Source organism: Aliidiomarina celeris (assembly GCF_003316875.1).
GTDB classification, from domain to species: domain Bacteria; phylum Pseudomonadota; class Gammaproteobacteria; order Enterobacterales; family Alteromonadaceae; genus Aliidiomarina; species Aliidiomarina celeris.
The window spans coordinates 106,307-131,993 of record NZ_QMIL01000005.1 but is presented as its reverse complement, the minus strand read 5'-3'; the positions used below and the strand labels follow the sequence as shown (position 1 = coordinate 131,993).

Below are 25,687 nucleotides of genomic sequence, written 5' to 3'. Positions count from 1 at the left end.
TAAACATAATTAGAGGGTAATGACTAATGACATTTCAGCGGACCGTCTTTAAATTTGCTTTGTTCAGCGCGATTATCAGCCTGCTCGGTTGTAGTCCAGGCTCAGAGTTGCTCGAGCGCCAAACGCGTACCGAAGGAACAGTACAAGCGGCGGCCTTAACAAACGACGGCAGCTTATCGTTAGTTGCAACAGCCGAGGAAGGCCTAAGGCTGTTCGACAATCAAAAAAACACCATTCGCTTTAATTGGCAACAAGAAGAACAAGGCATTAGCCAAATCGTGGCTGTCGCTTTCTCCCCCGACAATAGTGTTGCGCTCGCGGCTAGCCGCATGACGCTTGTGCTCTGGAGTACCGAAAGCGGAGAAGTATTAGGCGCATGGCGCAACGACGAAAGCTTTATTATCGACGTTGCCGTGTCAAACCGTGGTGAACATATTGTTTTGGCGCGAAACGACGGTGTTGTATTATTTTTTAACCCTAGCACCGGCCGGCGCCTTGAGTTTCAGGGCCATAGCGACCGCGTTAATCAGGTGCAAGTGTCTGCCAATGGGCGCTATGTGTTGAGTGGCGGCAACGACCATCAAGCATTACTCTGGAACACAGAACAAGTGGCGATAGTACACCGCTTACCCGCTGCGGGCCGCGTTACCCGCATTGCGCTGGATGCAAATGGAACATTAGCCATGGTGAACGCAGGACCAGACACCTTTATTTATCATCTGGTAAGCGGCGAGCGCTTGCATACTTTGTCGACATTGTCGCGGCAGAATGTTTTCACCAGCGCGCGCTTCAGCCCTAATAGTAAGTATTTACTTACTGGTTCTGCTTCGCGGCAAATAGAACTGTGGTCCATGAACTCAGGCAACCGTATCGCGCATTGGCGAGCCGACGGCAAACCGAGCGACCACCCCCCGCGCGCTGCGGTATTGGCCCTTGCATTTTTACCCAACCAAACCATTCTAAGTGAGTCGTCGGCGGGTTTTGGCGAACGCTGGCAACTCAATGAACAAGTGAATTGTTGCAACAAGGAAAACTAGCACGTGGAACACCTGAGCAAACGTATTGATGATCTTGAAAGCCAACTCGCATTTCAGGAAGACACTATAGAAGCACTCAACCAACTGGTGAGCAAACAAACCGACGAGCTGCTGCGCATGCAACAACAGTTACGCTTTATCGCCGACAAAGTTGCCCCTATTCTTGAGCGCGACGAACAAAGCCAAAGTTTTAGTGCCGCCGACGAGCGACCACCACACTACTAAATCGAGCTCTATTGCTGGGCAAAAAATTAGGTTAAGGTAACCATTCATTCTTGCAGGGACTCGGCAAATTATGTCTGTGAAACACCCTATTATTGCGGTTACCGGCTCTTCTGGTTCAGGGACCACCACTACCAGTCAAGCTGTACGCCATATTTTTCGGCATTTGAAAATTAATGCCGCCTTTGTTGAAGGCGACAGTTTTCATCGTTATTCGCGCCCAGAAATGGACTTAGCTATTCGCAAAGCACAAGAACAAGGCAAGCACATCAGTTATTTTGGCCCGGAGGCGAATGATTTTGAGGCCTTAGAGCGGCTTTTTTCAAGCTACGGTGAAACCGGCAACGGCCAAACGCGGCGTTACCTGCACAATTTCGACGAAGCCGTTCCCTACAATTTAATGCCCGGCACGTTTACCCCTTGGGAACCCTTTGTGGAAAATACAGACACGCTTTTCTATGAAGGTTTACACGGCGGCGTAGTGGGTGAAGGCTACAATGTATGCCAGCATGTCGACCTGCTAATCGGCATGGTGCCCATTGTAAACCTTGAATGGATTCAGAAAATGATCCGCGACACCGCTGAGCGTGGGCACTCACGCGAAGCGGTTACCCAAAGTATTGTTCGCAGTATGGAAGACTACATCCACCACATCGTACCGCAGTTCAGCCGCACGCATATTAACTTTCAACGCGTGCCCACAGTAGACACCTCAAACCCTTTTAGTGCAAAAGACATTCCGTCTATGGACGAGAGCTTTGTAGTGATTCGATTTCGCGGCGTGCAAGGCGTCGACTTTCCGTATTATCTACAAATGATCGACGGCTCATTTATGTCACGTATTAATACGTTGGTGGTACCAGGTGGTAAAATGGGGTTGGCGATGGAGCTTATTTTGACGCCGCTCATTGAACAATTAATTGAACGGCGCGACGCAGCTAGATCTCGATAATCTCAAAGCTGTGCGTTACTCGCGCACAGTGGCCGAGCATAATCGACACTGAACAGTATTTCTCCGCCGATAAGCTTACGGCACGCTCAACATGGCTGGCTTTCACCGCCTGACCGGTTACCACAAAGTGGAGATGAATGTCGGTGTAAACGGCAGGCACCGCGTCTGCACGCTCACCTGTAACTTTCACTTCGCAATGGCGCACGTCTTGTTTCGCCTTTTGCAAAATGCTCACAACATCTACCGAGGCACAGCTACCCGCCGCCATCAAAACCATTTCCATCGGGCTCGGCGCGTGAGCACCTTTGTTACCGTCCATCACTACTTGGTGCCCACTGCCACTGGTCGCCACAAAAGTAAGGTCATTCAGCCATTGTACGCGCGCTTCCATTTTTGCCGCCATAAGTTGCTTCCTTAGTATACGAGTTTCGACAATTCGGAATCGATCAGGTTTTTCACCAACCCTGCATATTCCTTAATAAACGCATGTTGCCGTGCATCTGGCCGGCGCGCGAGCACCGAGGCTAAAACTTCCTCTAAGTCGTGAAAGATAGCGTCGGCTTCGCGCACAATATTAATGCGATCGTCTTGGCTCATTGAGTGTTGCTGGCAAGCACGCATGATATTGTCGGCGAGTTCTGTTTCGAACAACTCTCCAACGGTTTGCTCCGACTTTTGCGCTTGTGGATCTGTGTGAGTGAAGAGCTCTAGGTTCTCACTCAAGTAATGCACAAGTTCAATGTAGCCATCGGTGTCAATAATCATGCTTGCCTCACGCTCTATGCGCCGCGCCTGCTGTGCTGCTTGGTTGTATATCGCTTAATTGAACGACAGCCCAGGGTTCAATTGGCTCGGCATATCAACATGTTCCGACTCTACCGAAGCAACCGGATAGGCACAATAGTCTGCTGCATAATAAGCGCTCGGGCGGTGGTTGCCACTGTCGCCGATACCGCCAAATGGGGCGGCACTACTGGCGCCCGTAATGGGCTTATTCCAGTTTACAATTCCAGCACGAATATGGGTGAAGAAGTGGTCCCAATCTTTGCGCGAATCCGACAGCAAGCCGGCAGACAAGCCAAATCGGGTTTGATTCGCTTGCGCAATCGCTTGGTCAAAATCTGTGTAACGCACCACCTTTAACAACGGCCCAAAGTGTTCTTCGTCGGGCATGTCAGCTACTTCAGTCACGTCGAGAATACCCGGTGTAACAAAGCCTTTGGTTGCGTCTGCTTGCTCCATTTTTACCAATACCGACGCACCTGCATCAATTAACTGCTGTTGCGCAGCCACCATGCCTGCTGCTGCTTTGGCAGAAATCATTGCGCCCATAAAGGGTTGCGGTTCAGCTGCATAGTCGCCTACTTGAATCGCTTTGGTTACCTCAATAAGACGCGCCATTAATGCATCGCCCGCTTCGCCCGTTGGCACAAATAAACGACGTGCACAGGTACAGCGCTGTCCACTGGTTACAAAAGCGGATTGAATAATGGTGTGCACGGCGGCGTCGCGATCTTTCACGTCTCGAACAATCAGCGCGTTATTACCGCCCATTTCGAGCGCAAGAATTTTGTCGGGGCGACCGCCGAACTGTTCATGTAATAATTTACCCGTGGTGGACGAGCCTGTGAAAAATAAGCCGTCTAATTCGGAGTGCGCACAAATAGCTTTACCCGTTTCAACCAAGCCTTGAACTAAATTAAGCACACCAGAAGGCAAGCCCGCGGCTTGCCAAGCTTTCGCGGTTTCTTCAGCAACCTTAGGCGTGAGCTCGCTCGGTTTGAACACCACGGTATTGCCTGCTAAAAGCGCGGGAACAATATGGCCGTTCGGTAAATGGCCAGGGAAATTATAAGGACCAAAAACGGCAACCACGCCGTGCGGTTTATGCCGAATAAAAGCTTTCGCACCCGGCATTTCGTTTTCAACTGTGCCAGTGCGCTCTTCATAAGCACGGGCAGAAATCTCTATTTTGCCAATCATGGCACCCACTTCTGTGAGTGTTTCCCACACAGGCTTTCCGGTTTCTTGAGCAATAACGCGGGCCATATGCTCTTTTCGCTCACCCAGTTCGTTCGCAAATGCACGAATGATTACCAGCCTTTCGTTTACCGACTTCCGCGACCAGTCTACGAAAGCTGTACGCGCTGCCTGCATGGCACTGTCGACCTGTGTTACGTCGGCTGCATTCCCTTGCCAAATCACTTCGTTACGCGCAGGGTCGACCGACTCAAAGGCAACGCCTTTGCCAGCAACCCACTGACCATTAATCCAATGCGTATGTTCTGCTGTCATGTGTTTCTCCAATTCTGTGTTAAAAGGGCGCTACCCGAATACGGTCGCCCGCGTTCACCTGCAGTGCGTCGGCAACCTTCTGCGTGATCAGTATTTCACCATCGGTGCCATTACCACTGAGTTCCGCTTTCGCCTGCAGCGCTCTAAATCCGGCTAATTCGGTATTGCACGCGAGTATGCTTTCGGGCGTTTTCACCTCGCCTACACGCACCGTGCGTAAATGACTCGCCTTTACCGTACGCAACTCTTTTACTTCGGCTTCTACGGTGGGACCCGCGTCGAAAATGTCGACGTAGCCTCTAAAACGAAATCCTTCCGACTTCAGTAAGCGTAACGCTGGCACTGTGTTTTCGTGTACCTGCCCGACTACATTTCTAGCCGCTTCGTCGAGTAAATTCACGTACACGGGGTGACGTGGCATTAACTCGAAAATAAAGGCTTTGTCGCCAATACCCGTGAGATAATCGGCATAAGTAAAGTCCATGCCAAAAAAGTGCTTTTGTAACCAGTCCCAAAACGGTGACTGGCCATTGTTGTCGGAAACGCCGCGCATTTCTGCAATTACCCGCTTGGCGAAGCGTTCACGAAACTGCGCCATAAAGAGCAGCCGGAACTTCGACAGGACTCGGCCATTACGGTTTTTGCGAAAAGGCTCGCGTAAAAATAAGGTGCAGAGCTCGCTCACGCCCGTGTAGTCATTACAGAGCGTCAGTGTGTCGAGCACCTTATGCACATTATGCCGAGACGAGTGGTGCACCTCTTTGCCTAAGCGATAATGCCAAAAAGCGTCGCTCAACCCGACCGCCGCTTCAATACCACTCACGCCCAAAATTTCACCGCTCGAGGTATCTTCCATTACAAACAGGTAGCCCTCTTCGCCCGGGGTTTCAATAACCTGTTGACGAAATGCATATTCGGCCTTTGCGAGCCGCCGTTCAAGCAAGCTTTGGTCGACCGGCAATGAGGTAAAGCCGTGCCCCGACTCCACTGCACACTGATAAAGTGCGTCGTAGTCGCTTGCTTGAATAGGGCGAACAACAACCATAATTAGCCCTGCTGAGCGCGAACAACACGCTCTACAGCACGCTCAAAACGAGCCATTCCTTCTGAAATATCGGCTTCTGGAATGATTAACGACGGCGTAAAGCGCACTACATCAAGGCCAGCAACCAACACCATTAAGCCTTCTTCTGCGGCGGCCACCAAGAAATCGCGCGCTTTACCTTGGTAGTTTTCATTCAATGCTGCGCCAAGTAATAAGCCTTGGCCACGCACTTCGGCAAACACGTTATGCTTGTCGTTAATAGCGTGCAGTGCGTCTTTAAACAATTGTTCACGCTTTTTCACACCCTGCAGTACTTCGTCGGTATTCACAACATCCATAACGGCTTCGGCTACCGCACAACCTAACGGGTTACCGCCGTAGGTGCTGCCGTGGGTACCTACTTTCAAATGTTCTGCAATTTTTGCCGTGGTGAGCATTGCGCCGATCGGAAAGCCACCGCCCAACGCCTTTGCACTGCTAAGAATGTCTGGCGTTACGCCGGTTTGCTCGTATGCATACAAGCTACCGGTGCGGCCAAAGCCGGTTTGAACTTCGTCGAAAATAAGCAGGGCGTTGTAGCGATCACAAAGCTCACGAACACCCTTCAAAAACTCGCGCTCGCCTGGCACTACACCGCCTTCGCCTTGTAACGGCTCAATCATAACGGCACAAGTTTTATCGCTCATTACCGCTTCAAGAGAAGACAAATCGTTAAAAGTAACATGTTCGATTGCGCCTGGCTTTGGGCCAAAACCATCGGAATAAGCGGCTTGCCCACCCACGGTTACGGTGAAGAACGTACGGCCGTGGAACCCTTTGTGGAAAGCAATAATTTGGTTCTTTTCTTCACCAAAGTGGTCTAATGCCCAACGACGCGCCAGCTTTAACGCTGCTTCATTCGCTTCCGCACCCGAGTTAGCAAAATACACACGGTCGGCAAAAGTGGCGTCCGTCAATTTTTTCGCTAAACGCAGCGCTGGCTCATTGGTCATTACATTACTTAAATGCCACAGCTTATTCGCCTGTTCGGTCAATGCGTTTACCATGGCGGGGTGACAATGCCCCAAACAACTCACGGCAATTCCACCGGCAAAATCGACAAATTCACGGTCTTCTTGGTCCCATACCCGAGAGCCTTTGCCCTTCACCGGAATAATAGCGGCAGGGTTATAGTTGGGTACCATAACTTCGTCAAAAAGCGCGCGATTTACAGGCATTGCATTCGACATGTTGTTCTCTCCATTGATTCTCTATTGAGCTAAAAAAAGTGCCGTTATTATGGCACGTCTCCTGTGAAAAGTCTGCACGGTAACTTTTTGAAATGTATAGATTAAAAAAGTAATTTAGTTTTGCAAACTTGGCGCATAATTATGCGCTAAGCCTGATCGGCCATACCGCGATTCAAGCGCAAGCGAGTTAACTTTACAGTTTTTAAAAGCGCTAAAGTTTGGTGGTTAAAATGGGCGTCGCGGCTCATTTCGCGACCGGCTTCCGCGTCGACCAGTTTAGCGGCGTAGAGCATGCGGAAATCCGAATACTTTGCGGCTTGATAGAGAATCTTGGAGTAGCCGGTTAACGCAGTTGGCGCGCTTGCTTTAGCGAGGTTTTGGTAGCTTTCTGCAATTGGAATATGCTGCAAACCCAGCCCTTCAATCAACCGCGCGGTTGCCGTTTTTGCGAAACACATCATGAGGTTGCGCAACATGAGCTCCGAGGGTTCAATTTCGAGCAAGGCGTTGTAACGGTGGGAACGTACCTCAGCCCTTAATTCACGCAACAAGTCGCGCTGAACATCGTCAAAGCAAACAACATACAGTCGCGCTACCGCGGCTTTGCCTAAATCATGAAAAAGCCCGGTTAGAAAGGCAATAACAGGGTCCAGCTGGCCGTCGAGCTCAGCGAGTACCTGGCAGGTAATGGCCGTTGCCAATGAATGCTCCCAGAGCTTTCGGCGCAATAAATTAAAAGGCTCTAACCGCTTGGGTAGCCAATGTTGCATGGCCATAGCGGGAATAAGTATGCGTAAATCGTCGATCCCAACAAAACCGAGCGCATTTCTTACACTGGTCACTTTCACTCTGCGCTTATCTTTGGCGTCGGCAAATGGCGGTAAATTGACAACGCGAAGCAGTTGCTCATGCAACCAATCAAGCCCTTGGGCTTTTTGCTCAAGGGCTTTCATTGAAGCAGCTCGAGCTTGCACCACGTCGACTAAACTGAGGGCATTGGGTTCTATCGCGAGTATTCGAGTACGCACATAGTCGGGGTTATTCAGGGTCTCAGACAACTGCTCAAATAAGCGTTCATGCAGCTCCGCACTCATCATTTCCCGTTGGTAGCGCAACGAGTTTCGTACCCGTTGTCGCTCTTCGGCTCGCCGCTTCTCAACCTGTAAGAGTTCACGCTGACGTATTTCTTCTTTTTCAACTTCGTAAGTGCTTGTGGCATCAAGGCTGTGTGCAAAATCAAGGCTAATCAATAAGCTACAAAACTTGCGCTCGAGCAACGCCACCGAGTCTGCTGGAGCAGACTCGAAACGGCTCGTAAAGTCCTTGTAGGTAAGCGCCATAAACCCTATTCCTTTGTTGCTACGGGGCTGTGCGTTAATCCCGCTAGTGCGCAAAAATTCGCTAATATTTGGTGGCCACTGTCACTTAACACCGACTCGGGGTGAAATTGTACGCCCACAATCGGTAAGGTTTTATGTTGAAATGCCATTAACCGTTGCTGCTCTTGCTCACTCTGAGCGAGCCACGCTGTCGCTTCAAGTTCAGTGGGCAATGAATGTTGATCCACCATAAGGGAATGATAGCGTACAACTGAAAAAGTGGGGTTCACCTTTTCGAATAACGACGCGCCATTATGCTGCACATGCGAGAGTTTGCCATGCATAACACGGTCTGCGCGAATAATGTTACCACCAAAATGCTGGGCAATAGCTTGATGCCCTAAACATACGCCCAACAGTGGAATGCGCCCGGCGCAATAACCGACTGCAGCCAAGGAAACTCCAGCCTCATTCGGCGTACAAGGCCCCGGCGAAATTACCACGGCTTGTGGCTTTAAGCGTTCTAAATCGGCCAATGTTATGGCGTCGTTTCGCACCACCAGCACCTGTTGCCCCAACTCGCGAAAATAACGCTGCAGGTTATGGGTAAACGAGTCGTAATTATCAATCAGGAGCATCATACCGATTATCGCCGCATTGCTTTGGAACGGGCGCTACTATACCACCGCTTATTGCTGCGCAAAACGCCACACAAAAAAAAGCCCGTAACTTCTTGGTTACGGGCTTTTCACTAAGATAAAGCAGCGTGTTTATTTGCTGCTTGGTAAGTTACCTAGCGGCGACGAACACTTAAGCGGCGACCACTCGCCAACAGGCCACCGAGTGCGAGCCATAAAGCAAATGAACCTTCATACCATTTTTTGTCGTTCGGGCGTTTACCCACCGACACAGTTAAGGTGTAGTCTTGGGTGCGATTTCCTGCCGCATCTTCCAAGTGATAGGTCACTACTTCGTCACCCGCAAAGCTGCGATCCGGTGTAAAGGTAATAGTACCACCAGAGGTAGACAGCGATGCATTGGTACCATGCTGACTAGTGACTACCGCCTTCACATTCCCGGTTGCATCGGCAATAACTGGCGCCAGCGCAGAGAACTGCTGTTCGCCAACCGTACCCACTGCGTCGCCTAAGAAGGTTTGGGCGTCTAAGTTCAGGTTTGCCAATACATTCACCTGTACGGCGGTATTCCAGTCTGTGCTCGCCGTTACATTCGAACCAAAGTTGAAGGGTACTTCATAACTCACCATGACTTGGCTGTCTTGAATCGCTAAACGAGCTTCTAACGAATCGCCCGACGCCACCGCTTCACCGTCACCGTCGAAATGGTAGGTAAAGCCTGTTTCGCCACTAATGTCTTCCATTCCAATGGTCAGCCATTCCGGCATTTCTGGAATTTCTACATAGTTGAAGAACACCTGAGCCGGCTCGTCTTCACCAAATCGTAACCAAACTTGAACGGTATAGCTTGGATCGGCAGGAGACAAAGTTTCGCTGTAAACCTTGGCGTCACTCCACTCGATAACCACATACTGGCCACCGTTGTGTGTTGCAAGTGCAAAGTACACTTCGCCGCCCAGCGCGCCACCGAGTACGAAATCAGTCCAGAACGGCGCAATCACGTTGTTCGGTAGCTCCGTATCCGGCATGGCAAGGTTGTCAAAAGTTAACTGGGTACGCGACTGGTCACCCGGCGCGACAATGCCGTTGTCCCACACGGTTAGTGTTTCATACACTTCACCGTTGTACATAAAGCCGCCAAGGTCACCAATTCCACCAATAGGCACAACAACCTCGTCACAAGCTTCTTCGGCACAGCCAAACGACTGAATTGGACCGAGCAGCATACTCGACGGCATGTCGTTCAATTTCATCGACGGCAAGTTCGCACTTTCCACACCCGAATCGCCTGCAACCGCCAAAAAGTCACCGGTCCATAACGCATGGTCCTCGTTAACGGTGAAGGTACCCATGGCGTTTTCTTCCTGAACCTGAACGTTGCTCACGCTCACGCCTTCAGGGAAGTTTATCCGCACTTCGTTGTCGGCATCGCTCTCACCGGAGAAGTAGGTTTCCACTACTGCCTTTTCGCCCCAAGACGGTTCGCCGGTGCTTACAACACTGGTCAGCACGCGCGCGTCGTCTGTACGATTTGGCGTAAACACTACCGGAATACGTTGCGTTGTGTCGGAGTCGGTTAGGGTCAACACAAAGCGGTTCCAACCTTGCTCGGCAAAGCGGCTATCCACAGTAACAGTGAACGACTCGGTTTCACCCGCAGCAACGTTTAGGAGATCAATCGCGTCTCCGTCTTCCGCCAGATCACCGCCTACATCTACACTTATGTCAACATAGTCAAGTCGGCTCGCCGTAACCATGTAACCTTTCGCTTCGTCGGTTAAATTGGTCACTTCCATCGTGAACGTGCATGTTAGGCGGCAATCGCTATTCACATAAGCGCCTTTGTCGAGTGCAAAAGTGGCTGCTAGCGCGTTGTCCACCTGCACAAGGCCGGTGCCCTGCTCAAAAATAGTCGTATTGGCTAACAGACGTGTCGTACCCATCAGCACCGACTTCACTTGATAAGCATCGAGCTCTGGACGAAGCTGGCGCAATAGTGCCGCAGCACCGGCCACATGCGGGCTCGCCATACTCGTACCGCTATTTAGCGCAAAAGTAGCACCTTGGTCGGGAGAATAAGCAGAAAGAATACTGGTTCCGGGCGCGGCAATATCTGGCTTCAAGAAGCTGTTATTCCCATTCGGCCCCCGCGAGCTAAAGCTGGCAATTCCCATAGCGCTGTCGGCAATTGTTTCTGCTTCAATTGTTTGAATGGTAAGAGCGTCGCCCGCTTCATAACTTTCTGCAATTGCTTCTGCGGTCGACTGCGACACCATCACCGACGGTAGCGTAATGCCGTCGAGCGCCATACCAATTACGCCGCTTTCATTATTGCCTACCACCATAGCGATGGCGCCAGCCGCTTGTACATTTTGTGCTTTTTCAACAAACGAACACTCGCCACGTGTAACCATAGCAATAGCGCCAGCAAAGGCGTTTTCACTAAAGGCAGTACAACCCAGCTCGTTACCTTCGCTTACATTGGCAGCCAAGACCAACGGCCCTTCAATATTCTCGGTGACTACAAAGTCACCACTCGCAATACGAGCGTCGAACTCACTCCCGTTAAAGCTTACTTTTTGACTAAAAGTACGCGTTTCGTCCAGCGCAGCCACGGTAATACCGGCCTCTACACAGCCTGGGCAGCCAATGGTTTCTGCACCCGAACCGTCGTTACCGGCAGCAGTAACAACCACTACGCCGGCGGCTTCCGCATTCGCAAAAATGGTGTCATATACGGTGTCGGTGCCGTCTTGACCTGGCCCACCGCCCCAAGAATTGTTGATAACGTCGGCACCGTCATTTAAGGCATGTTCGAGTGCTTCCACTAACATGGCGTCGCTGCCGCCACCCGGCGACGTTGGCGTAGTAAATAGCGCTTTATAGGCCATAATGTAGGCCCCTGGCGCAACGCCAGAAAGGTTCACTTCACTGCCCAAATAATTTGCCGCCACGTAGGCACCAGCAGCACTCCCGGCAACATGGGTACCATGGCCGCTATAGTCGAGCGGACTGATATGTTCGTTTTCATGTACGGTAAACGTGGGCTCTGAATAACGTGCCACAATCACTTTGTCGGTACAAAAGGTAGCGTCAGTGGTACTGCAGTAATCGTCACTCGGCAGTTCGCTTGCAGGCGCTAACCCAGTATTAGTGAACATTGGGTTTTCCGGACGAATGCCCGAGTCGATAATGGCAATGCGCACACCTTCACCGGCCATGTCACGGCCACCCGCATCAGCCCAAGCGCCTTCTATTTTCATGCGCGACAAAGAATCGTCCATCATGGCGTAACGCATTTCGCTACGATATACGCGCTTTACGCCTTGCAAATTACGCAAAGTTGCCATGGCTTGTTGCTCAGTGCTCTTCACCACCACTGCGTTCATAGCGGTACTGAATTGACGATGTACCTCAGCGCTCGGTAAACGGCGTTGTAGTTGCTGCACAAAGGCGTTCTGTTGTGCTGTTAAGAAGGCACCGTATTCGCGCGCTTCAATAGACTGTAAATTTAATCGATTACCCACAGCACGAGCGTTTCCTGCATTTTGCGCACTTAGCATGGTGTCGCTATTCTCAGCAAGATGCGCCGCCATTGCTGGCGCTTCGAGCTCTACAATGTAATAAGTCGGCTCAACAATGGAAAGGCGGCTGCGAGGCTGCGCCTTCGCGCGCTCAACATCAGCCACTGGCGCGCGGTCAACCGACACTACGGAGAGAGGATTGCTGGGTTCTGCATGCGCAGCAACACCCATAGCTCCCACTAATGCGATCGAAACCGATGACGCAATAAGGGAAGCTTTCGCTCGGGGAAAGCGAGAAGAAAACATAAAATAATCCTTTTAATAGAGAGAACAGAGTAGCTCACACGATCGAACGCCATGTTTAACAGCTAACAACCTGCGCCGAGCATACAAAATTAACGCTTCTGCAACAATACGAATAAATAACAAAATCAAAACAATCTATCTCAAAAAGAATAAAAAAGGCGGTTTTTCAGCCATAATCACTGAAAAAACCGCCTTTCTTTCATACTTTCTTACAAAATTAGCGCAATGCACCTTACTTTAACCTGGGCGCCCGAGCCCTTGTCGCCGTAGCGCTTATCGCCCGAGCGGAACGAAACCAACGGCGTCATACACTCGCGCTAGCGTTTCATGCGCACGAGCCTGCGCTTTTTCAGCACCCTGCTGCATAACTCTGTTTAATGTATTGCGATCACTGCGCAAATCCTTGAAACGGCTTTGCATCGGCTCTAAAAAGGCGACCACCGCGTCGGCCACATCAGTTTTCAAGTGACCATACATTTTACCGTCATATTCCGGCACTAAATCATCAATAGTGCGCCCTGTCGCTCCCGACAGTAAGGTCAACAGGTTCGACACGCCTGCTTTTTCTGCAGGATCAAAATAGATTCGTGCTTGTTCGTCGGAGTCTGTCACCGCCCGCTTAATCTTCTTCGCAATCACTTTGGGGTCTTCTAACAAGCCAATAAAATTATTCGGATTATCGTCCGACTTCGACATTTTTTTGGTGGGATCTTGCAAGCTCATAATGCGCGCGCCGTGCTGCGGAATAAAAGGCTCAGGCACCACCAGAACATTGCCGTAAATATTGTTAAAACGCGTGGCAATGTCGCGGCTCAGTTCTAAATGTTGCTTTTGGTCGTTCCCCACAGGCACTTCGTTTGCACCATAAATAAGAATATCGGCAGCCATCAGCACTGGGTAGGTAAAAAGCCCCACGTTTACATTCGACTCGTGCCGTTGCGACTTGTCTTTAAACTGGGTCATGCGGCTCAACTCACCCATTTGCGTGTAGCAGTTTAATACCCACGCCAACTGTGAATGAGCCGGTACATGCGACTGCAAAAACAACGTACTTTGTTCGGGATCGAGGCCGCAAGCCATGTAAAGCGCCAAACCATCGAGTGTCGCTTCACGAAGTGTTTGTGGATCTTGGCGCACGGTAATGGCATGCAAGTCTACCAACATAAAATAGCAGTCGTGGCTTTGTTGCATTTGCACCCACTGGCGCAAAGCCCCCATATAGTTACCAATGGTCAGTTGTCCAGAAGGCTGGCAGCCGCTCAACACTACAGGTTTGGTCATCTTTGTTTCTCTTTTAAAGTTTTTAAAATCAGATAATTATACAGTGGCGCGCTCAATTTCAGTGCGCATAGCCTGAATTACGTCGCTATAGTTCGGCGCGTTAAATATGGCACTGCCTGCAACAAACATGTCGGCACCGGCAGCCGCAATCTCGCCGATATTATCGACCTTTACGCCGCCGTCAACTTCTAAGCGAATGTTACGGCCACTGGCGTCTATGCGCTTGCGCACCTCACGCAGTTTATCCAACGTGCTTGGAATGAAAGACTGACCACCAAAGCCTGGGTTCACCGACATGAGTAGAATAACGTCGAGCTTGTCCATTACATAGTCAAGGTAGTGCAATGGTGTAGCGGGATTGAACACCAGCCCGGCTTGGCAGCCTTCATCTTTAATGAGCTGCAACGTACGATCAATGTGCACAGACGCTTCTGGATGAAAGGTAATCATAGACGCGCCCGCTTTGGCAAACTGCGGCACAATGCTGTCTACCGGCGACACCATTAAGTGCACGTCGATCGGCGCGGTAATACCGTAATCGCGCAGGGCTTGGCACAGCATGGGCCCAAAGGTAAGGTTAGGAACAAAGTGGTTGTCCATCACGTCAAAATGAACAACATCCGCTCCAGCATTTAACACGCGCTCTACGTCTTCGCCTAAACGGGCAAAATCGGCCGACAAAATCGATGGAGCAATGAGAAAATTAGCCATAACCTAACCCTTTGTGTGATGATTTTCTAACGCGCAGCACAACGCCGCTGCGCTAGTTTAGCAAGACCGCTCTGCCCTTGCACCCTCGGTGCTAGCCTAAAAAGAACGATAGTGCTAGATTGACCCTTTATACTGGCGAATAACGAGGACCTACCGAATGAGTGAAAGCTCGCAAAAACAACCCGGTTTACTCAGTATTATTTGGAGCGTGTTGGCCGCCATGTTTGGTGTCCAAACGGAGGCCAACCGCAAGCGGGATTTCAGCCAAAAAAACCCGCTACCCTACTTAATTGTTGGTGTGCTTTTTATTGTGCTTTTCGTGCTCTCTATTGCCGGCATTGTAAAATGGGTGATACAAAGCACCGGCGGGTAGCCGCCTATGCTAATCGCACAGGTTAAGCGGCTTGCTCCTGAATGCCCGAATGGCGTAACAGCGCACTGATATCCGGCTCGCGCCCTCGGAACGCTTTAAAGAGATTCATCACATCGTCGCTGCCGCCCTGCTCTAAAATTGCATGCAAAAAGTCTCGGCCGGTTGCGGTGTTAAAGATACCCTCTTCTTCAAACCGAGCAAACGCGTCTGCCGACAGCACTTCTGCCCATTTATAGCTGTAATAGCCAGCCGCGTAGCCCCCTGCAAAAATATGCCCAAAACTATTTTGGAAGCGATTAAATTCGGGTGTAGGCACCACCGACACTTCAGCTCTGACCTGATTCAGTATCTGTTGCACCACACCGGGTTCAGACGCATTAGGCTGCATGTGAATCGCCATGTCGAACATTGAGAACTCAAGCTGCCGCACCATTTGCACTGCCGACTGGAAGTTGCGTGCTGCCAGCATATTGTTCAGCAAGCTTTCCGGCAGGGGCTCAGCGGTTTGGTAATGCTTTGAAATAAAGGCCAATGCCTCTTTTTCCCAGCACCAGTTCTCTAAAAACTGGCTCGGTAACTCTACCGCGTCCCAAGGCACCCCATTAATGCCGGAAATTGCAGCAATGTCCATTTGGGTGAGCATGTGGTGCAAGCCATGGCCAAATTCATGGAATAAAGTGAGCACTTCGTCGTGGGTAAACAACGCAGGCTTATTACCCACAGGCTTATTAAAGTTACAGGTTAAAAACGCAATTGGTTTTTGCATACCCGAAGTTGTGCGACGGCGGACAGCACAGTCGGCCATCCAAGCACCACCCCGTTTTTTACTGCGTGCGTAAAGGTCGAGATAGAAACTGGCACGCACATTGTTTGCCTCGTCGAGCAGCTCAAAATAACGAACATGCTCATGCCAAGTTTCCACGTGCTTCACTTCTTGAATACGAATGCCAAACAAGCGCTCTGTTACGCTAAACAAGCCTTCTATCACTTGCTGCTCTGGAAAGTAAGGGCGCAATAATTCGTCGGAAATAGCATAGCTCTGCTGCTTAAGTTGTTCGGAATAAAAGGCAATATCCCAGGCTTCTAGCTGCGCTACCCCGTGTGCCGCGGCAAAGTCCCGCACCTCCGCGAGTTCCTGCTGCGCTTGTGGGTAAGAACGTTTTGCTAAATCGTGTAAGAACGCCATAACGTGATCGGCAGACTCCGCCATTTTACTCTCGAGTGACAGCGCAGCATAATGCTCAAAGCCAAGGAGTTGCGCCAGCTCATGGCGCAGCGCTAAGGTTTCTTCAATTATCTCGGTGTTGTCGAATTCACCGGCATTTGGGCCAAGCTCAGAGGCTCGGGTTGTGTAGGCGCGGTACATCTCTTCGCGCAAAGCACGATCCTGCGCGTACAACATTACTGGCAAGTAACTTGGAATATCTAAGGTGAACACCCAGCCTTCGAGTGACCGCGCCTTTGCCTCTTCAGCTGCAGCTTCGCGTGCACTTTCCGGCAATCCTGCTAATTTTTCTGAGTGCGTAATGTGGCAATGCCAAGCGTGCGTAGCGTCGAGCACTTGGTTGCTAAAGGTTGAGCTCAGCTCAGAAAGGCGCGCTTGAATTTCGCCGTAACGCTCTTTTTGTGCCTGTGGCAAGCCAACCCCAGAAAGTTTGAAGTCTTTTACCGCTTCATTTACAACGCGCTGTTGTGCGGGCGTTAACTGCTTAAACGCGTCGCTCTCTTGTAACGCCAAGTAAGCCCGGTATAAGCCTTCATGTTGCCCAACGTAAGTTCCATATTCCGACAGCAAGGGTAAACAACCGTCGTGCGCTTCACGCAATGCGTCGGAGCTTACCACGGCATTTAAATGCGACACCGGCGACCAAATTTTATTGAGCTGATCGTCAGCCTCTTCAAGCGGTGCAACCACTGTATTCCAATCGGCGTGTTTTCCCTCAGCAATGGCCTTCGCAGCTTGTTCTACAGCTCTGCGGCAGTCGCTAATGGCGTGCTCAACTGCCGGCTTCACATGCTCCGGTTTTATCGACAAAAAGGGCGGACGCTGAAAAGGCTGAAGTAAGGGGTTCTGCTCTGAATGACTCATAAGGCTCTCTTGATTGATTACTTATTTATACCTGCTTACATAAGGTCGCACGACAAAGAATTCAAGCACTGCGAAAAGGCTGTTAGAATCGAGCCACCTTTAGAGAACGAAAACCATAATTCAAACTAAGGAACGTGCTATGAAAGCTCGCTACATTGCCACAATGGCGCTCGTAAGCGGCCTCGTGTTAAGCGCTTGCCAAACTACAGCTCCGCCGGCAGCCCATTCACGCAACACGAATGCCCTTCCCAGCGACACTACCTTTACGTTAACCGACCTGTATACGGACCGCTACTTTGCAACCGCGTCGTTACCGGCCACCCGCTGGCTGGCCGACGGCTCCGGTTACACCACACTGGAGTCGAACACACAAGGCGGCCGCGACATTGTGCGTTATCACCCGCAAACGCAAGCGCGTACCGTATTGGTCAGCGCCGCGCAGCTTACGCCCGAGGGGCAAGACTCAGCGCTCACAATTGCTGATTACCAGTGGTCTGATAACGGTAATAAAGTACTTATTTTTACCAACACGGTGCGCTCTTGGCGCACCCACACTTTGGGCGACTACTGGGTGTTAGACCGCACCACCAACCAGCTTACGCAACTCGGCGCATTCGCCCCAGAGTCGACTTTGCAGTTCGCTAAATTTGACCCCAGTGGTGAACGTGTTGCTTATGTCATGCAAAATAATATTTATGTGGAGTCACTCACAAACAACTCCATTACCCAGTTAACCCACGACGGTGGCGAGAACCTTATCAACGGTACTTTCGACTGGGTGAACGAAGAGGAATTTGGCCTTCGTGACGGTTTCCGCTGGTCACCCAATGGTGAGTTCATTGCCTATTGGCAAGTAGACACCAGCGGCGTGAAGCGCTTCACCATGATCGACAACACCAGTGAACTCTATCCCACCACCACCTCGTTCCCTTATCCGAAAGTTGGCGAAACCAACTCGGCCTTACGGGTCGGCGTTTTACCGGTAACCGAGGGTGCCGAAACCACATGGGTAAAACTTGAGGGCGACCCACGCCAACATTACATTGTGCGTATGGAATGGGCAGGCAATAGCGACAAACTGATGCTGCAACACATGAACCGCGCCCAAAATACCATGCACTTTATGTTGGCTGATCGGGAAACCGGAAACGCTCAGCGCTTACTTACCGAACAAAGCAATGCGTGGGTTGAGCAAGTCGATAACGTGCGCTTTTTCCGCAATGGTCAAAGCTTCACTTGGCAAAGCGAGCGCAGCGGCTTTCGTCATCTTTATCGCTACAACGCCGACGCTGCCGAAAGCAGTGAGCGCCTAATTGCGCTCACCGAGGGCGACTATGACGTTATTGAACTTCTCGAAATTGTCGCTAACGCGCAGGGCGAAGGTTATGCATATTTTATTGCGTCGCCTGAATCTCCGTTACAACGCTATTTGTTCCGCGTCGACCTGAGCGGCACGAGTGCGCCCGAACGGTTAACCCCTACCGACTGGAACGGTAGCCATAGTTATCAAATTGCGAAAGACGGCAATTACGCCATTCATACCTTTTCACGCTTTGGTGTTCCGCCAGAAACCCGTATGGTTTCATTACCCAACCACGAAGTGATTCAAACCCTAGAGTTGAACACAGAATTGAAATCGCGCATAGCCGAAAAAGTAACGCATAATGCCGAGTTTTTCCAAGTCACCGCACGCGACGGCCTAGAACTCGACGGATACGTGATGCGCCCAGGCAACTTTGACCCAAACAAAAAGTATCCACTCATTATGTTCGTGTACGGAGAACCATGGGGACAAACAGTCGCAGACCGTTGGTTGGGCCACTTGTGGTTGTGGCACGAATACATGACTCAGCTCGGTTATGTTGTCGTTTCCGTCGACAACCGTGGAACACGCTCACCGCGTGGGCAAGCTTGGCGGCACTCGATATATAAACAACTAGGTATTGTTACCGTACGTGACCAAGCCGACGCGCTCACGGAACTGGCCGAACGTTGGGATTGGATTGACAGTGATCGGGTGGGTATTTGGGGGCACAGCGGCGGCGGCTCACAAACATTAAATGCGCTATTCCGTTACCCCGAATTATTCCATGTCGGTATTGCTTCTGCGCCAGTGCCTGATCTGCGCCTTTACGACACAATTTACCAAGAGCGTTATTCGGGGCTGTTACCAGAAGACGCAGATAGCTATGAAGAAACCTCTGCCGTCACTCATGCGCATAATTTGCAAGGCCAGTTATTGCTAATTCACGGCACCGGCGACGACAATGTGCATTATCAGGGCTCAGAGCGTTTGCAAAATGAGCTGATTCGCCATCAAAAACAATTTACCTTCATGGCCTACCCAAATCGTTCGCATAGCATTAGTGAAGGGGAAGGAACTGTAGAGCACTTCCGAACCCTCAAAGCGCTCTTCTTTTGGCAACATTTGCCAGTAACCGACTCGCAATAGTCTAGTCGTTAAGTTCGGGTCCGCGCACTTGTACGGTGCGGACCCAACCTCGTTCAATTGCACCCGCCAAGTCTTTCGCTAAAGCTTGTTGTGCTTCTTCAAACGGTACATTAAGGCCCATAACACCCAGCCCTTGGTTGCGGCCGTGAACCTTGCCAAGGTAAAGGGCCATATCGGCTATTTGTAAACAACGTTCCCAGTCTAATTCTTGTTCACTTACGGAGTCGAAAGGAAGCGAAATAAAGCCTGCCGTCGCACTCACCTGCAGCTCACTATCGGCCACTTTCACTGGCCGCTCAGCAATAACTTCTAACACCCGTTCGGTGTATTGTGCCAAGTTGTCCGGGTTCATCTCTTTCAAATAAATAAGAAATTCTTCGCCACCCCAGCGAATTACCATATCGCTTGTGCGTGATATACGCTTCAGCCTTTTTGCCAGCTCAACTAACACCAAGTCGCCTGCCGCATGGCCATGCTGGTCATTAATTTGCTTAAAAAAGTCGATATCGAGCAATAAAATGGCGTCTGGGTATTGTTGCTGTTGAACTTGCTCATATTGCTGTTCACGCGTTCGCATTGCGTCTTGGAAAGAGCGACGATTCAATACTTCTGTAAGTGGGTCGTGTGAACTTTGGTGCTTTAATTTTCTGTTCACGTCTTTCAAGCGCAAATTATTTTTATAAGCTAGGCGCAATAAGATGAGTAATAAAATACTTCCCAGCACCACCACCACAGCAAAAAGAACATAAATACGTTGTTGCAGTGCGGAATTTTCAATCACTTGGTTTTGTAGTTCATTGGCTTGCTCCAGCAATTCTATTTGCACGGCCTGCTCATTTGCTTGATAGCGCGTTTGCAGCTCATTGAGCGCTTCCTCACGCTGGCTCTGTGCTATTTTCTCGTTTAGAGCACGCTGCTCGGTAAGGGCTACCACTGCTTTTTGCCATAACTCTGCTTCAATGTATGCTTCGGCAACGTAACCCAATAAATCAGCATACTGAGGGTCTGTGTAATCAGCCCGCAAGCGCTCTGTGGCCGCTTCTAACGCTTCAATGCCGCGGTCGTAACTGCCGCTAAATACCTCGACGTAAGCCAAGTTAAACCGCAACAGTTGTTCGGTAACAACACTTTCCCGTGCTATGGCTTCCGTTAACGCCTCATTCAGTATTTCACGCGCCTTCTCGTAGTCTTTCAGTTGAATATACGTGGAGCCTATATTGTTTAAACTCAGCAACACCACTTCATGCTGTTCATTTTCTCGCGCCCACTTAATGGCCTCTTCATGGGCCTGTATGCCTTCATCTATTTGTTCAAGTTCGCCGTGCAAAAAGCCTTTTAATAAGTACAAGTCGCCCAAGTCATAATAGAAGCCCTCTTGAATAGACAACTCAATGGCAATATCGGCGTACTCCAATGACGTTTCGTAATTACGCAGTTCCGACTGTAGATAGGCAATGGCACCATTTAAAAGTTGTCGGCGGCCCGCTTGTAATTCCGGTTGGGTTTTTCGCACTGCTTCCGCAGCAATCAAAAAGTGCCCCAGCGCGCCTTCATGGTCTGACACACTTTGCAGCACACGACCCGCCAAGTTATGCACAAAGTACTGAATACGTGGCGACTGAATACCATTGGCAATGCGTTCTAGCTTCTCTAATTCAACGAGGGCTTCTTGCACGTTCCACTCGTCAAAGTGTAACGACACGATGCCAGCACGAGCTTCGGCAATAGCGTCGGTTACGCCACTTTCCTCGGCTATAGCGAGGGCGTCGCTCAATACCTGCCAACCCTCTTCTGCCCTATCGGCATACCAAAGGTCTATACCATAATAAGTGAGTGTTCGAACGCGGCTCATCACTGGGGTGTCAGCAGACTGAGTCCGCAGTATCGCTTCAAGCACCGCAATCGCTTCTTCATAGCTTTCGGGGAAGTCGATTAAATAGTTATCGAGCGCTGCTTCTATAACAGCGTCTTCATGTGCAAACGCGCGCTCAGGCTCATGCTCTGCGTGGGCCGTACCAAAACAAAATAAAGCAAGCAACACTAAAACAGTGGGCAAGTGTGCGAAGAACTTCGGCATTGGCGTCCAGTAGCAGCAGTAAGATGTGCTATTTGTAACAAATTATGAACGATAAATGAAGCATCCCGATCAGAAATTAAACAAACTCATTCGTGGTATAGCAGTGATGTCGATTATCACCACCGCTACTGAAGCGGCTAGGTTGAATCGCGGCTACGGTCGTCCCAGAATTGTTGAGTTAGGCCACTTAAATGCTCGGTAACGCGGAGTAAATCGGTGCTCGCTTGTTCACTCATATTCACGCCATCGAGGTTCTGCTCAGACATACTACGCACATTTTCCATACTCATTCGTATTTCCTCTATGGCTTGTTGCTGCTGATCAATAGACGCGGCTATGGTGGTATTGCCATCGCGAATGCCCTGCATAGCGTGCAACACGTCGCTTAATACCTTCAGTGTGGCTTCGGTATGTTCCATCGTGCTTTTCGCATGGGCACGGCCTTGCTTCATTTCTTCCTCTGCCGACGACACGTCTGTAAGCAAAGCCTCGGTTACACTACGAATGTCTTTCACTGCGGTTTGTGTGCGCGCTGCCAAAGCGCGCACTTCGTCTGCTACAACCGCAAAACCGCGCCCGTCTTCGCCGGCGCGAGCAGCCTCTACCGCTGCATTTAAAGCGAGCAAGTTGGTTTGGTCGGCGATTGCGCGTATAACATCAAGAATTTTTTGAATACTTTCACTGTACAGCGCAACTTCCGACACCTTTTGTGCCGCGCGCTCAATGGCTTGTGTTAACACCGTCATGGCCTCGGTACTTTGAACTGCAACGCGCTCCCCTTCCCCTACCAATTCATTCCCCTGCGCCACGTTGTGTTCATTGCTGCGCGCTGAATTCAATACCTCTACCATAGCAGCGCGCATCTGGCTTACCGCCGCAGCTACTTTCTGGGTACTTTCAAACTGCTGGTGGGTGCCTTCTCGCGACTGTGTTATTGCTACACTTAAACGTGTTGCGCTATGGCCCAATGCGTCCGCAGAATCGGCAACACGGCCTATCAAACCGGCCGTATCGGCTTCGAGTGTTCGTAGCGCCAGCCTCACTTTGCCAAATTCGTCGTTACGACCGGTATACACATAGCAGGCTACAGGGTCTGGGTTAATGCGCTCTGCATCGGCGACTAATTCGTGCCAAGGCTGCGCTATCCGCCACTGAAATGCCGCCGTCATTGCCATGCCTACGGCAATGCCCGCACCAAGTAATGACGGGTTAACAAAGTAAAGCAACAAGGTCACTAACGGCGTTGGCAACAGTGCCGACAGCATTAGCTTTAGGGTGAATGGAATTTGCAAACGTGCTTTGCGCAGTGGTTTACCGGCCTGAATACGAGCATAAGCCTTCTTTGCTCGACGAACCGTGTCGGCCATCGGCTTGCGGCGAATCGACTGATACTCAGTTACAACTCCGTTTTCTTTTACTGGCGTAACGTAGGCGTCTACCCAATAGTAATTGCCATTCTTACAACGATTTTTTACCACACCCATCCAGCTTTTCTGACTTTGAATGCGAGCCCAAAACATTTTGAACACTTGCGGCGGCATGTCTGGATGGCGCACCATATTGTGATTGTTACCAATCAACTCTTCATGCTTAAACCCACTTACCTTTATAAAGTCGGCATTGGCATAAGTTATTCGCCCTTTGGTGTCTGTTGTAGACAGAATATTAGCGGTCGCGGGAAACACTTCTTCTGTATCGGTTACAGGTAAATTTCGTCTCACAAGAATGCGTCCTTCACAAAAAGCAAATTGTTTGATTTATGTTGATATGAGAGAGTGCAAGGAGAGCACTTTAGAGATTTCGAGAAAACGTAGCTTGATCTCGATCAAACCAAAGGAAATAAAACCCTACAGCGTAAGAGGTAGTCCTTTTGACTTGCTTTTTACTATTAATTATTAAAAATCAATAAACTAAACAACAAATCGGCGCTCAAAAAAAACCCTGTACGTTGTCTCGCTTGTGTTCATACAAACCACTTCTATGTCTGTCGCGCTTGTTATCCTGTAGTTAAAAAGCTCGAAATATGGCAGCGAGCAAGGTAAAATTCCGCCTCGTTTTTTATCGTTTAGGACATCAGTTATGGGTCGTGCCTTCCAGAACCGCAAAGATTCAATTGCAAAAACAGCCGCAGCAAAAAGCAAGGTCTACAGTAAATATGGTCGTGAACTTTATGTGGTGGCAAAATCTGGTGGTGCAGACCCAGACGCCAACTTAAGCCTGCGTAGCCTTATTGATCGTGCACGCAAAGACCAAGTGCCTGCACACGTGATTCAAAACGCGCTCGACAAGGCCAATGGCGTGGGCGGCGAAAATTATGAACCCGCCCGCTACGAAGGCTTTGGCCCTGGTAACTGCATGGTGATTGTGGAATGCTTAACCGACAATGCCAACCGCACCATTACCGAAGTGCGTAATTGTTTTACCAAAACGAAAAGCAAAATTGGCGCGCCGGGCACCGTCGGCCACATGTTTGATCACTGCGCTATTTTCAGCTTCGCTGGTAACGACGAAGACACGGTGCTCGAAGCCTTAATGGAAGCCGACGTAGACGTTACCGACGTAGAATGTGAAGATGGGAAAGTAACGGTTTTCGCGCCGCATACAGAATATTTCAGCACCAAAACAGCCCTGCAAAATGCTTTCGAGGGTATTGAGTTCGACGTGGACGAAATTCAATTTGTGCCACAAACCTCGGTAGAAATTAGCCCAGACGACATTCCTATGATGGAAAAATTCCTCGACATGCTTGACGACTGTGACGACGTGCAGCGGGTGTATCACAACGCAATTTTTTAAGCCTAACCGTGGCTAAACGTGCTGTTGTTTATGCTTCCTCTTGCGTGAACAACAGCGCCGTTTCACTCGGGTGGTATTGTTTTGCAAAAAGCCGGCTAATTGAACACAGCCTACTGTAAGGCCCACGAATTTTTGGCGTATTGCCAGAAGTATCAACCTCAACCCCAAACCCCTGAGCTTGCGTTGCGAGGTTGAGCACATACTGCATAGCCGAATATCGAACTTGAGTGTTCAGGGTAACAATTTCCGGCACTACTTCGTAGATAGTCTGATCATCATAATTCACTTCATAATGGGCGAAGCAGTAGTCCAGAATCGGATTGATGACATCGGCAGGCTCGCCAAACGAAGGATAAATATGCCCGGTAATAGCAGGTCCGCTATTGGCTTCTAATACACAGTAGTTCTCCGCCGTTGCCTGTTGTGTGAAGTCATTTGCCATAATATCCACTCCAACTACCACTACTGGACTTGCTAATTGCGCAACCTTTGCAGCAATCTCGAAATAGCTGAGATGAACCTCTTTAGTGCACTCGATCGTATCGCCACCAGCGCTAATACTGCCCTTATAATCAATACGTACCCACTGATTCTCCAATGGCACAGACTCGTCGTTAAACCCCTGACGTTTCAGCACCTTTAAACGATGAGCGTCGAGTTGAATGGGTAAACGACATTCATTCGGGTTCTCTGCTTTTATGCCGTTTTTTTCTGCAATCAACTCTGAAATTGTGGACACACCATCGCCCAAAACTGTAGGGGCGGTTCTACGAAATGAACTTATGGTCTCGCCACCGACCACGAGAAATCGGGCTTCTTGGTCGCCGGTGAACTTCCGTTCGATAATGACTAAATTTTTTCCGTGACCATGAGCATGCGCGTGCTCAAAAGCCCGCAAAAATTCGCCGTGCTCGGTATCAGCGGGATGTATCCCAACAGTAACGCCCTTCCCTTGGTTGCCCCAAGCAGGCTTAATGACACAGTCACCCTCTAATTGAGAAAAATAGCTATAGGCTTGCTCAACACGACTTGCCGTAAAGGCTTTACCCTCTGCTACACCAATTTGTTGCTGCTTTAATCGTTGCTTAAACAGCCATTTGTTGCCGAGAAACTCCGCAACGTCTCGGTTTCCCGAAACTAAGTGGGCACCGCGAAAATCTATGTGGGGAGTGGTACAAGGAATCTTGAATCCAAAAAAACGGTACCAAATAGGCACCAATCCCTCCGCTTGGAAAGCCTCAGCCAACACAAAGGCATTTAAATTTCGAACTCGGTCACGGTTTACATGCAGGTGCAAGGCGTGTTGGTAACGATTCAGTTTCAACGGTTTGCACTCCCTTC

General features: G+C 50.0%; 20 protein-coding genes. 6 read left to right on the top strand and 14 right to left on the bottom strand.

What is annotated here, in order from left to right; translation table 11 throughout:
* Positions 1-26 precede the first annotated feature (26 nt).
* From DQW12_RS10575 to DQW12_RS10565, 3 genes are all read left to right on the top strand, one after another.
* The gene (locus tag DQW12_RS10575) at positions 27-1,037 is read left to right on the top strand and encodes a WD40 repeat domain-containing protein (RefSeq protein WP_113907836.1); all 1,011 of its coding nucleotides are present in this window, start codon (positions 27-29) and stop codon (positions 1,035-1,037) included.
* 3 nt (positions 1,038-1,040) lie between these two features.
* Positions 1,041-1,262, top strand: coding sequence for a SlyX family protein (locus DQW12_RS10570; protein WP_113907835.1), 222 nt, complete (start codon positions 1,041-1,043; stop codon positions 1,260-1,262).
* Between the two features lie 70 nt (positions 1,263-1,332).
* Positions 1,333-2,211 carry a phosphoribulokinase gene (locus DQW12_RS10565; RefSeq protein ID WP_113907834.1) on the top strand — a complete coding sequence of 293 codons (879 nt, stop codon included), beginning with the start codon at positions 1,333-1,335 and terminating at the stop codon, positions 2,209-2,211.
* Here DQW12_RS10565 and DQW12_RS10560 read toward each other — a convergent pair.
* The 10 genes from DQW12_RS10560 to rpe all read right to left on the bottom strand — a co-directional run bounded on the left by DQW12_RS10560 (position 2,198) and on the right by rpe (position 14,559).
* Complete coding sequence (locus tag DQW12_RS10560; RefSeq protein WP_113907875.1) at positions 2,198-2,602, bottom strand: OsmC family protein; 405 nt, start codon at positions 2,600-2,602, stop codon at positions 2,198-2,200. The two genes, DQW12_RS10565 and DQW12_RS10560, sit on opposite strands and share 14 nt — an antisense overlap.
* Positions 2,603-2,625: 23 nt before the next feature.
* The gene (locus DQW12_RS10555) at positions 2,626-2,976 is read right to left on the bottom strand and encodes a DUF3802 family protein (RefSeq protein WP_113907833.1); all 351 of its coding nucleotides are present in this window, start codon (positions 2,974-2,976) and stop codon (positions 2,626-2,628) included.
* Between the two features lie 54 nt (positions 2,977-3,030).
* Positions 3,031-4,506, bottom strand: a complete 1,476-nt coding sequence (astD, locus tag DQW12_RS10550) for a succinylglutamate-semialdehyde dehydrogenase (protein WP_113907832.1) — start codon at positions 4,504-4,506, stop codon at positions 3,031-3,033.
* A 19-nt stretch (positions 4,507-4,525) separates the two neighbouring features.
* Complete coding sequence (astA, locus tag DQW12_RS10545) at positions 4,526-5,551, bottom strand: arginine N-succinyltransferase (protein WP_113907831.1); 1,026 nt, start codon at positions 5,549-5,551, stop codon at positions 4,526-4,528.
* Positions 5,552-5,553: 2 nt separating this feature from the next.
* Positions 5,554-6,768, bottom strand: coding sequence for an aspartate aminotransferase family protein (locus DQW12_RS10540; protein WP_198683951.1), 1,215 nt, complete (start codon positions 6,766-6,768; stop codon positions 5,554-5,556).
* Positions 6,769-6,926: 158 nt separating this feature from the next.
* Positions 6,927-8,120, bottom strand: a complete 1,194-nt coding sequence (locus tag DQW12_RS10535) for an HDOD domain-containing protein (protein ID WP_113907829.1) — start codon at positions 8,118-8,120, stop codon at positions 6,927-6,929.
* 5 nt (positions 8,121-8,125) lie between these two features.
* On the bottom strand, positions 8,126-8,740 hold the full coding sequence (locus tag DQW12_RS10530; RefSeq protein ID WP_113907828.1) for an anthranilate synthase component II: 615 nt from the start codon (positions 8,738-8,740) through the stop codon (positions 8,126-8,128).
* 152 nt (positions 8,741-8,892) lie between these two features.
* On the bottom strand, positions 8,893-12,567 hold the full coding sequence (locus DQW12_RS10525; RefSeq protein ID WP_113907827.1) for a S8 family serine peptidase: 3,675 nt from the start codon (positions 12,565-12,567) through the stop codon (positions 8,893-8,895).
* Between the two features lie 273 nt (positions 12,568-12,840).
* Positions 12,841-13,848, bottom strand: a complete 1,008-nt coding sequence (gene trpS, locus DQW12_RS10520; RefSeq protein ID WP_113907826.1) for a tryptophan--tRNA ligase — start codon at positions 13,846-13,848, stop codon at positions 12,841-12,843.
* Positions 13,849-13,884: 36 nt separating this feature from the next.
* Complete coding sequence (gene rpe, locus DQW12_RS10515) at positions 13,885-14,559, bottom strand: ribulose-phosphate 3-epimerase (RefSeq protein ID WP_113907825.1); 675 nt, start codon at positions 14,557-14,559, stop codon at positions 13,885-13,887.
* A 157-nt stretch (positions 14,560-14,716) separates the two neighbouring features.
* Here rpe and DQW12_RS10510 point away from each other — a divergent pair, with 157 nt between their 5' ends.
* Positions 14,717-14,932, top strand: coding sequence for a DUF2970 domain-containing protein (locus DQW12_RS10510; protein WP_113907824.1), 216 nt, complete (start codon positions 14,717-14,719; stop codon positions 14,930-14,932).
* A gap of 22 nt (positions 14,933-14,954) precedes the next feature.
* Here DQW12_RS10510 and prlC read toward each other — a convergent pair whose 3' ends face one another.
* Positions 14,955-17,021 carry an oligopeptidase A gene (prlC, locus tag DQW12_RS10505; protein ID WP_113907823.1) on the bottom strand — a complete coding sequence of 689 codons (2,067 nt, stop codon included), beginning with the start codon at positions 17,019-17,021 and terminating at the stop codon, positions 14,955-14,957.
* A gap of 139 nt (positions 17,022-17,160) precedes the next feature.
* Here prlC and DQW12_RS10500 point away from each other — a divergent pair, with 139 nt between their 5' ends.
* Positions 17,161-19,473, top strand: coding sequence for a S9 family peptidase (locus DQW12_RS10500; protein ID WP_113907822.1), 2,313 nt, complete (start codon positions 17,161-17,163; stop codon positions 19,471-19,473).
* A gap of 1 nt (position 19,474) precedes the next feature.
* On the opposite strand, the gene DQW12_RS10495 is transcribed toward DQW12_RS10500, so the two are convergent.
* Both DQW12_RS10495 and DQW12_RS10490 read right to left on the bottom strand, forming a co-directional pair.
* Positions 19,475-21,550, bottom strand: a complete 2,076-nt coding sequence (locus tag DQW12_RS10495) for a tetratricopeptide repeat-containing diguanylate cyclase (protein ID WP_113907821.1) — start codon at positions 21,548-21,550, stop codon at positions 19,475-19,477.
* A gap of 137 nt (positions 21,551-21,687) precedes the next feature.
* A complete protein-coding gene (locus DQW12_RS10490) occupies positions 21,688-23,271 on the bottom strand; it encodes a methyl-accepting chemotaxis protein (RefSeq protein ID WP_113907820.1) in 1,584 nt (527 codons plus the stop codon).
* Between the two features lie 358 nt (positions 23,272-23,629).
* On the opposite strand from DQW12_RS10490, the gene DQW12_RS10485 reads away from it, so the two are divergent.
* Positions 23,630-24,346, top strand: a complete 717-nt coding sequence (locus DQW12_RS10485; RefSeq protein WP_113907819.1) for a YebC/PmpR family DNA-binding transcriptional regulator — start codon at positions 23,630-23,632, stop codon at positions 24,344-24,346.
* A 28-nt stretch (positions 24,347-24,374) separates the two neighbouring features.
* Here the strand turns inward: DQW12_RS10485 and DQW12_RS10480 are convergent, their stop codons facing one another.
* Positions 24,375-25,670 (bottom strand): hypothetical protein, encoded by a 1,296-nt coding sequence (locus DQW12_RS10480; RefSeq protein WP_157957906.1) that lies wholly within the window; start codon positions 25,668-25,670, stop codon positions 24,375-24,377.
* Positions 25,671-25,687 lie beyond the last annotated feature (17 nt).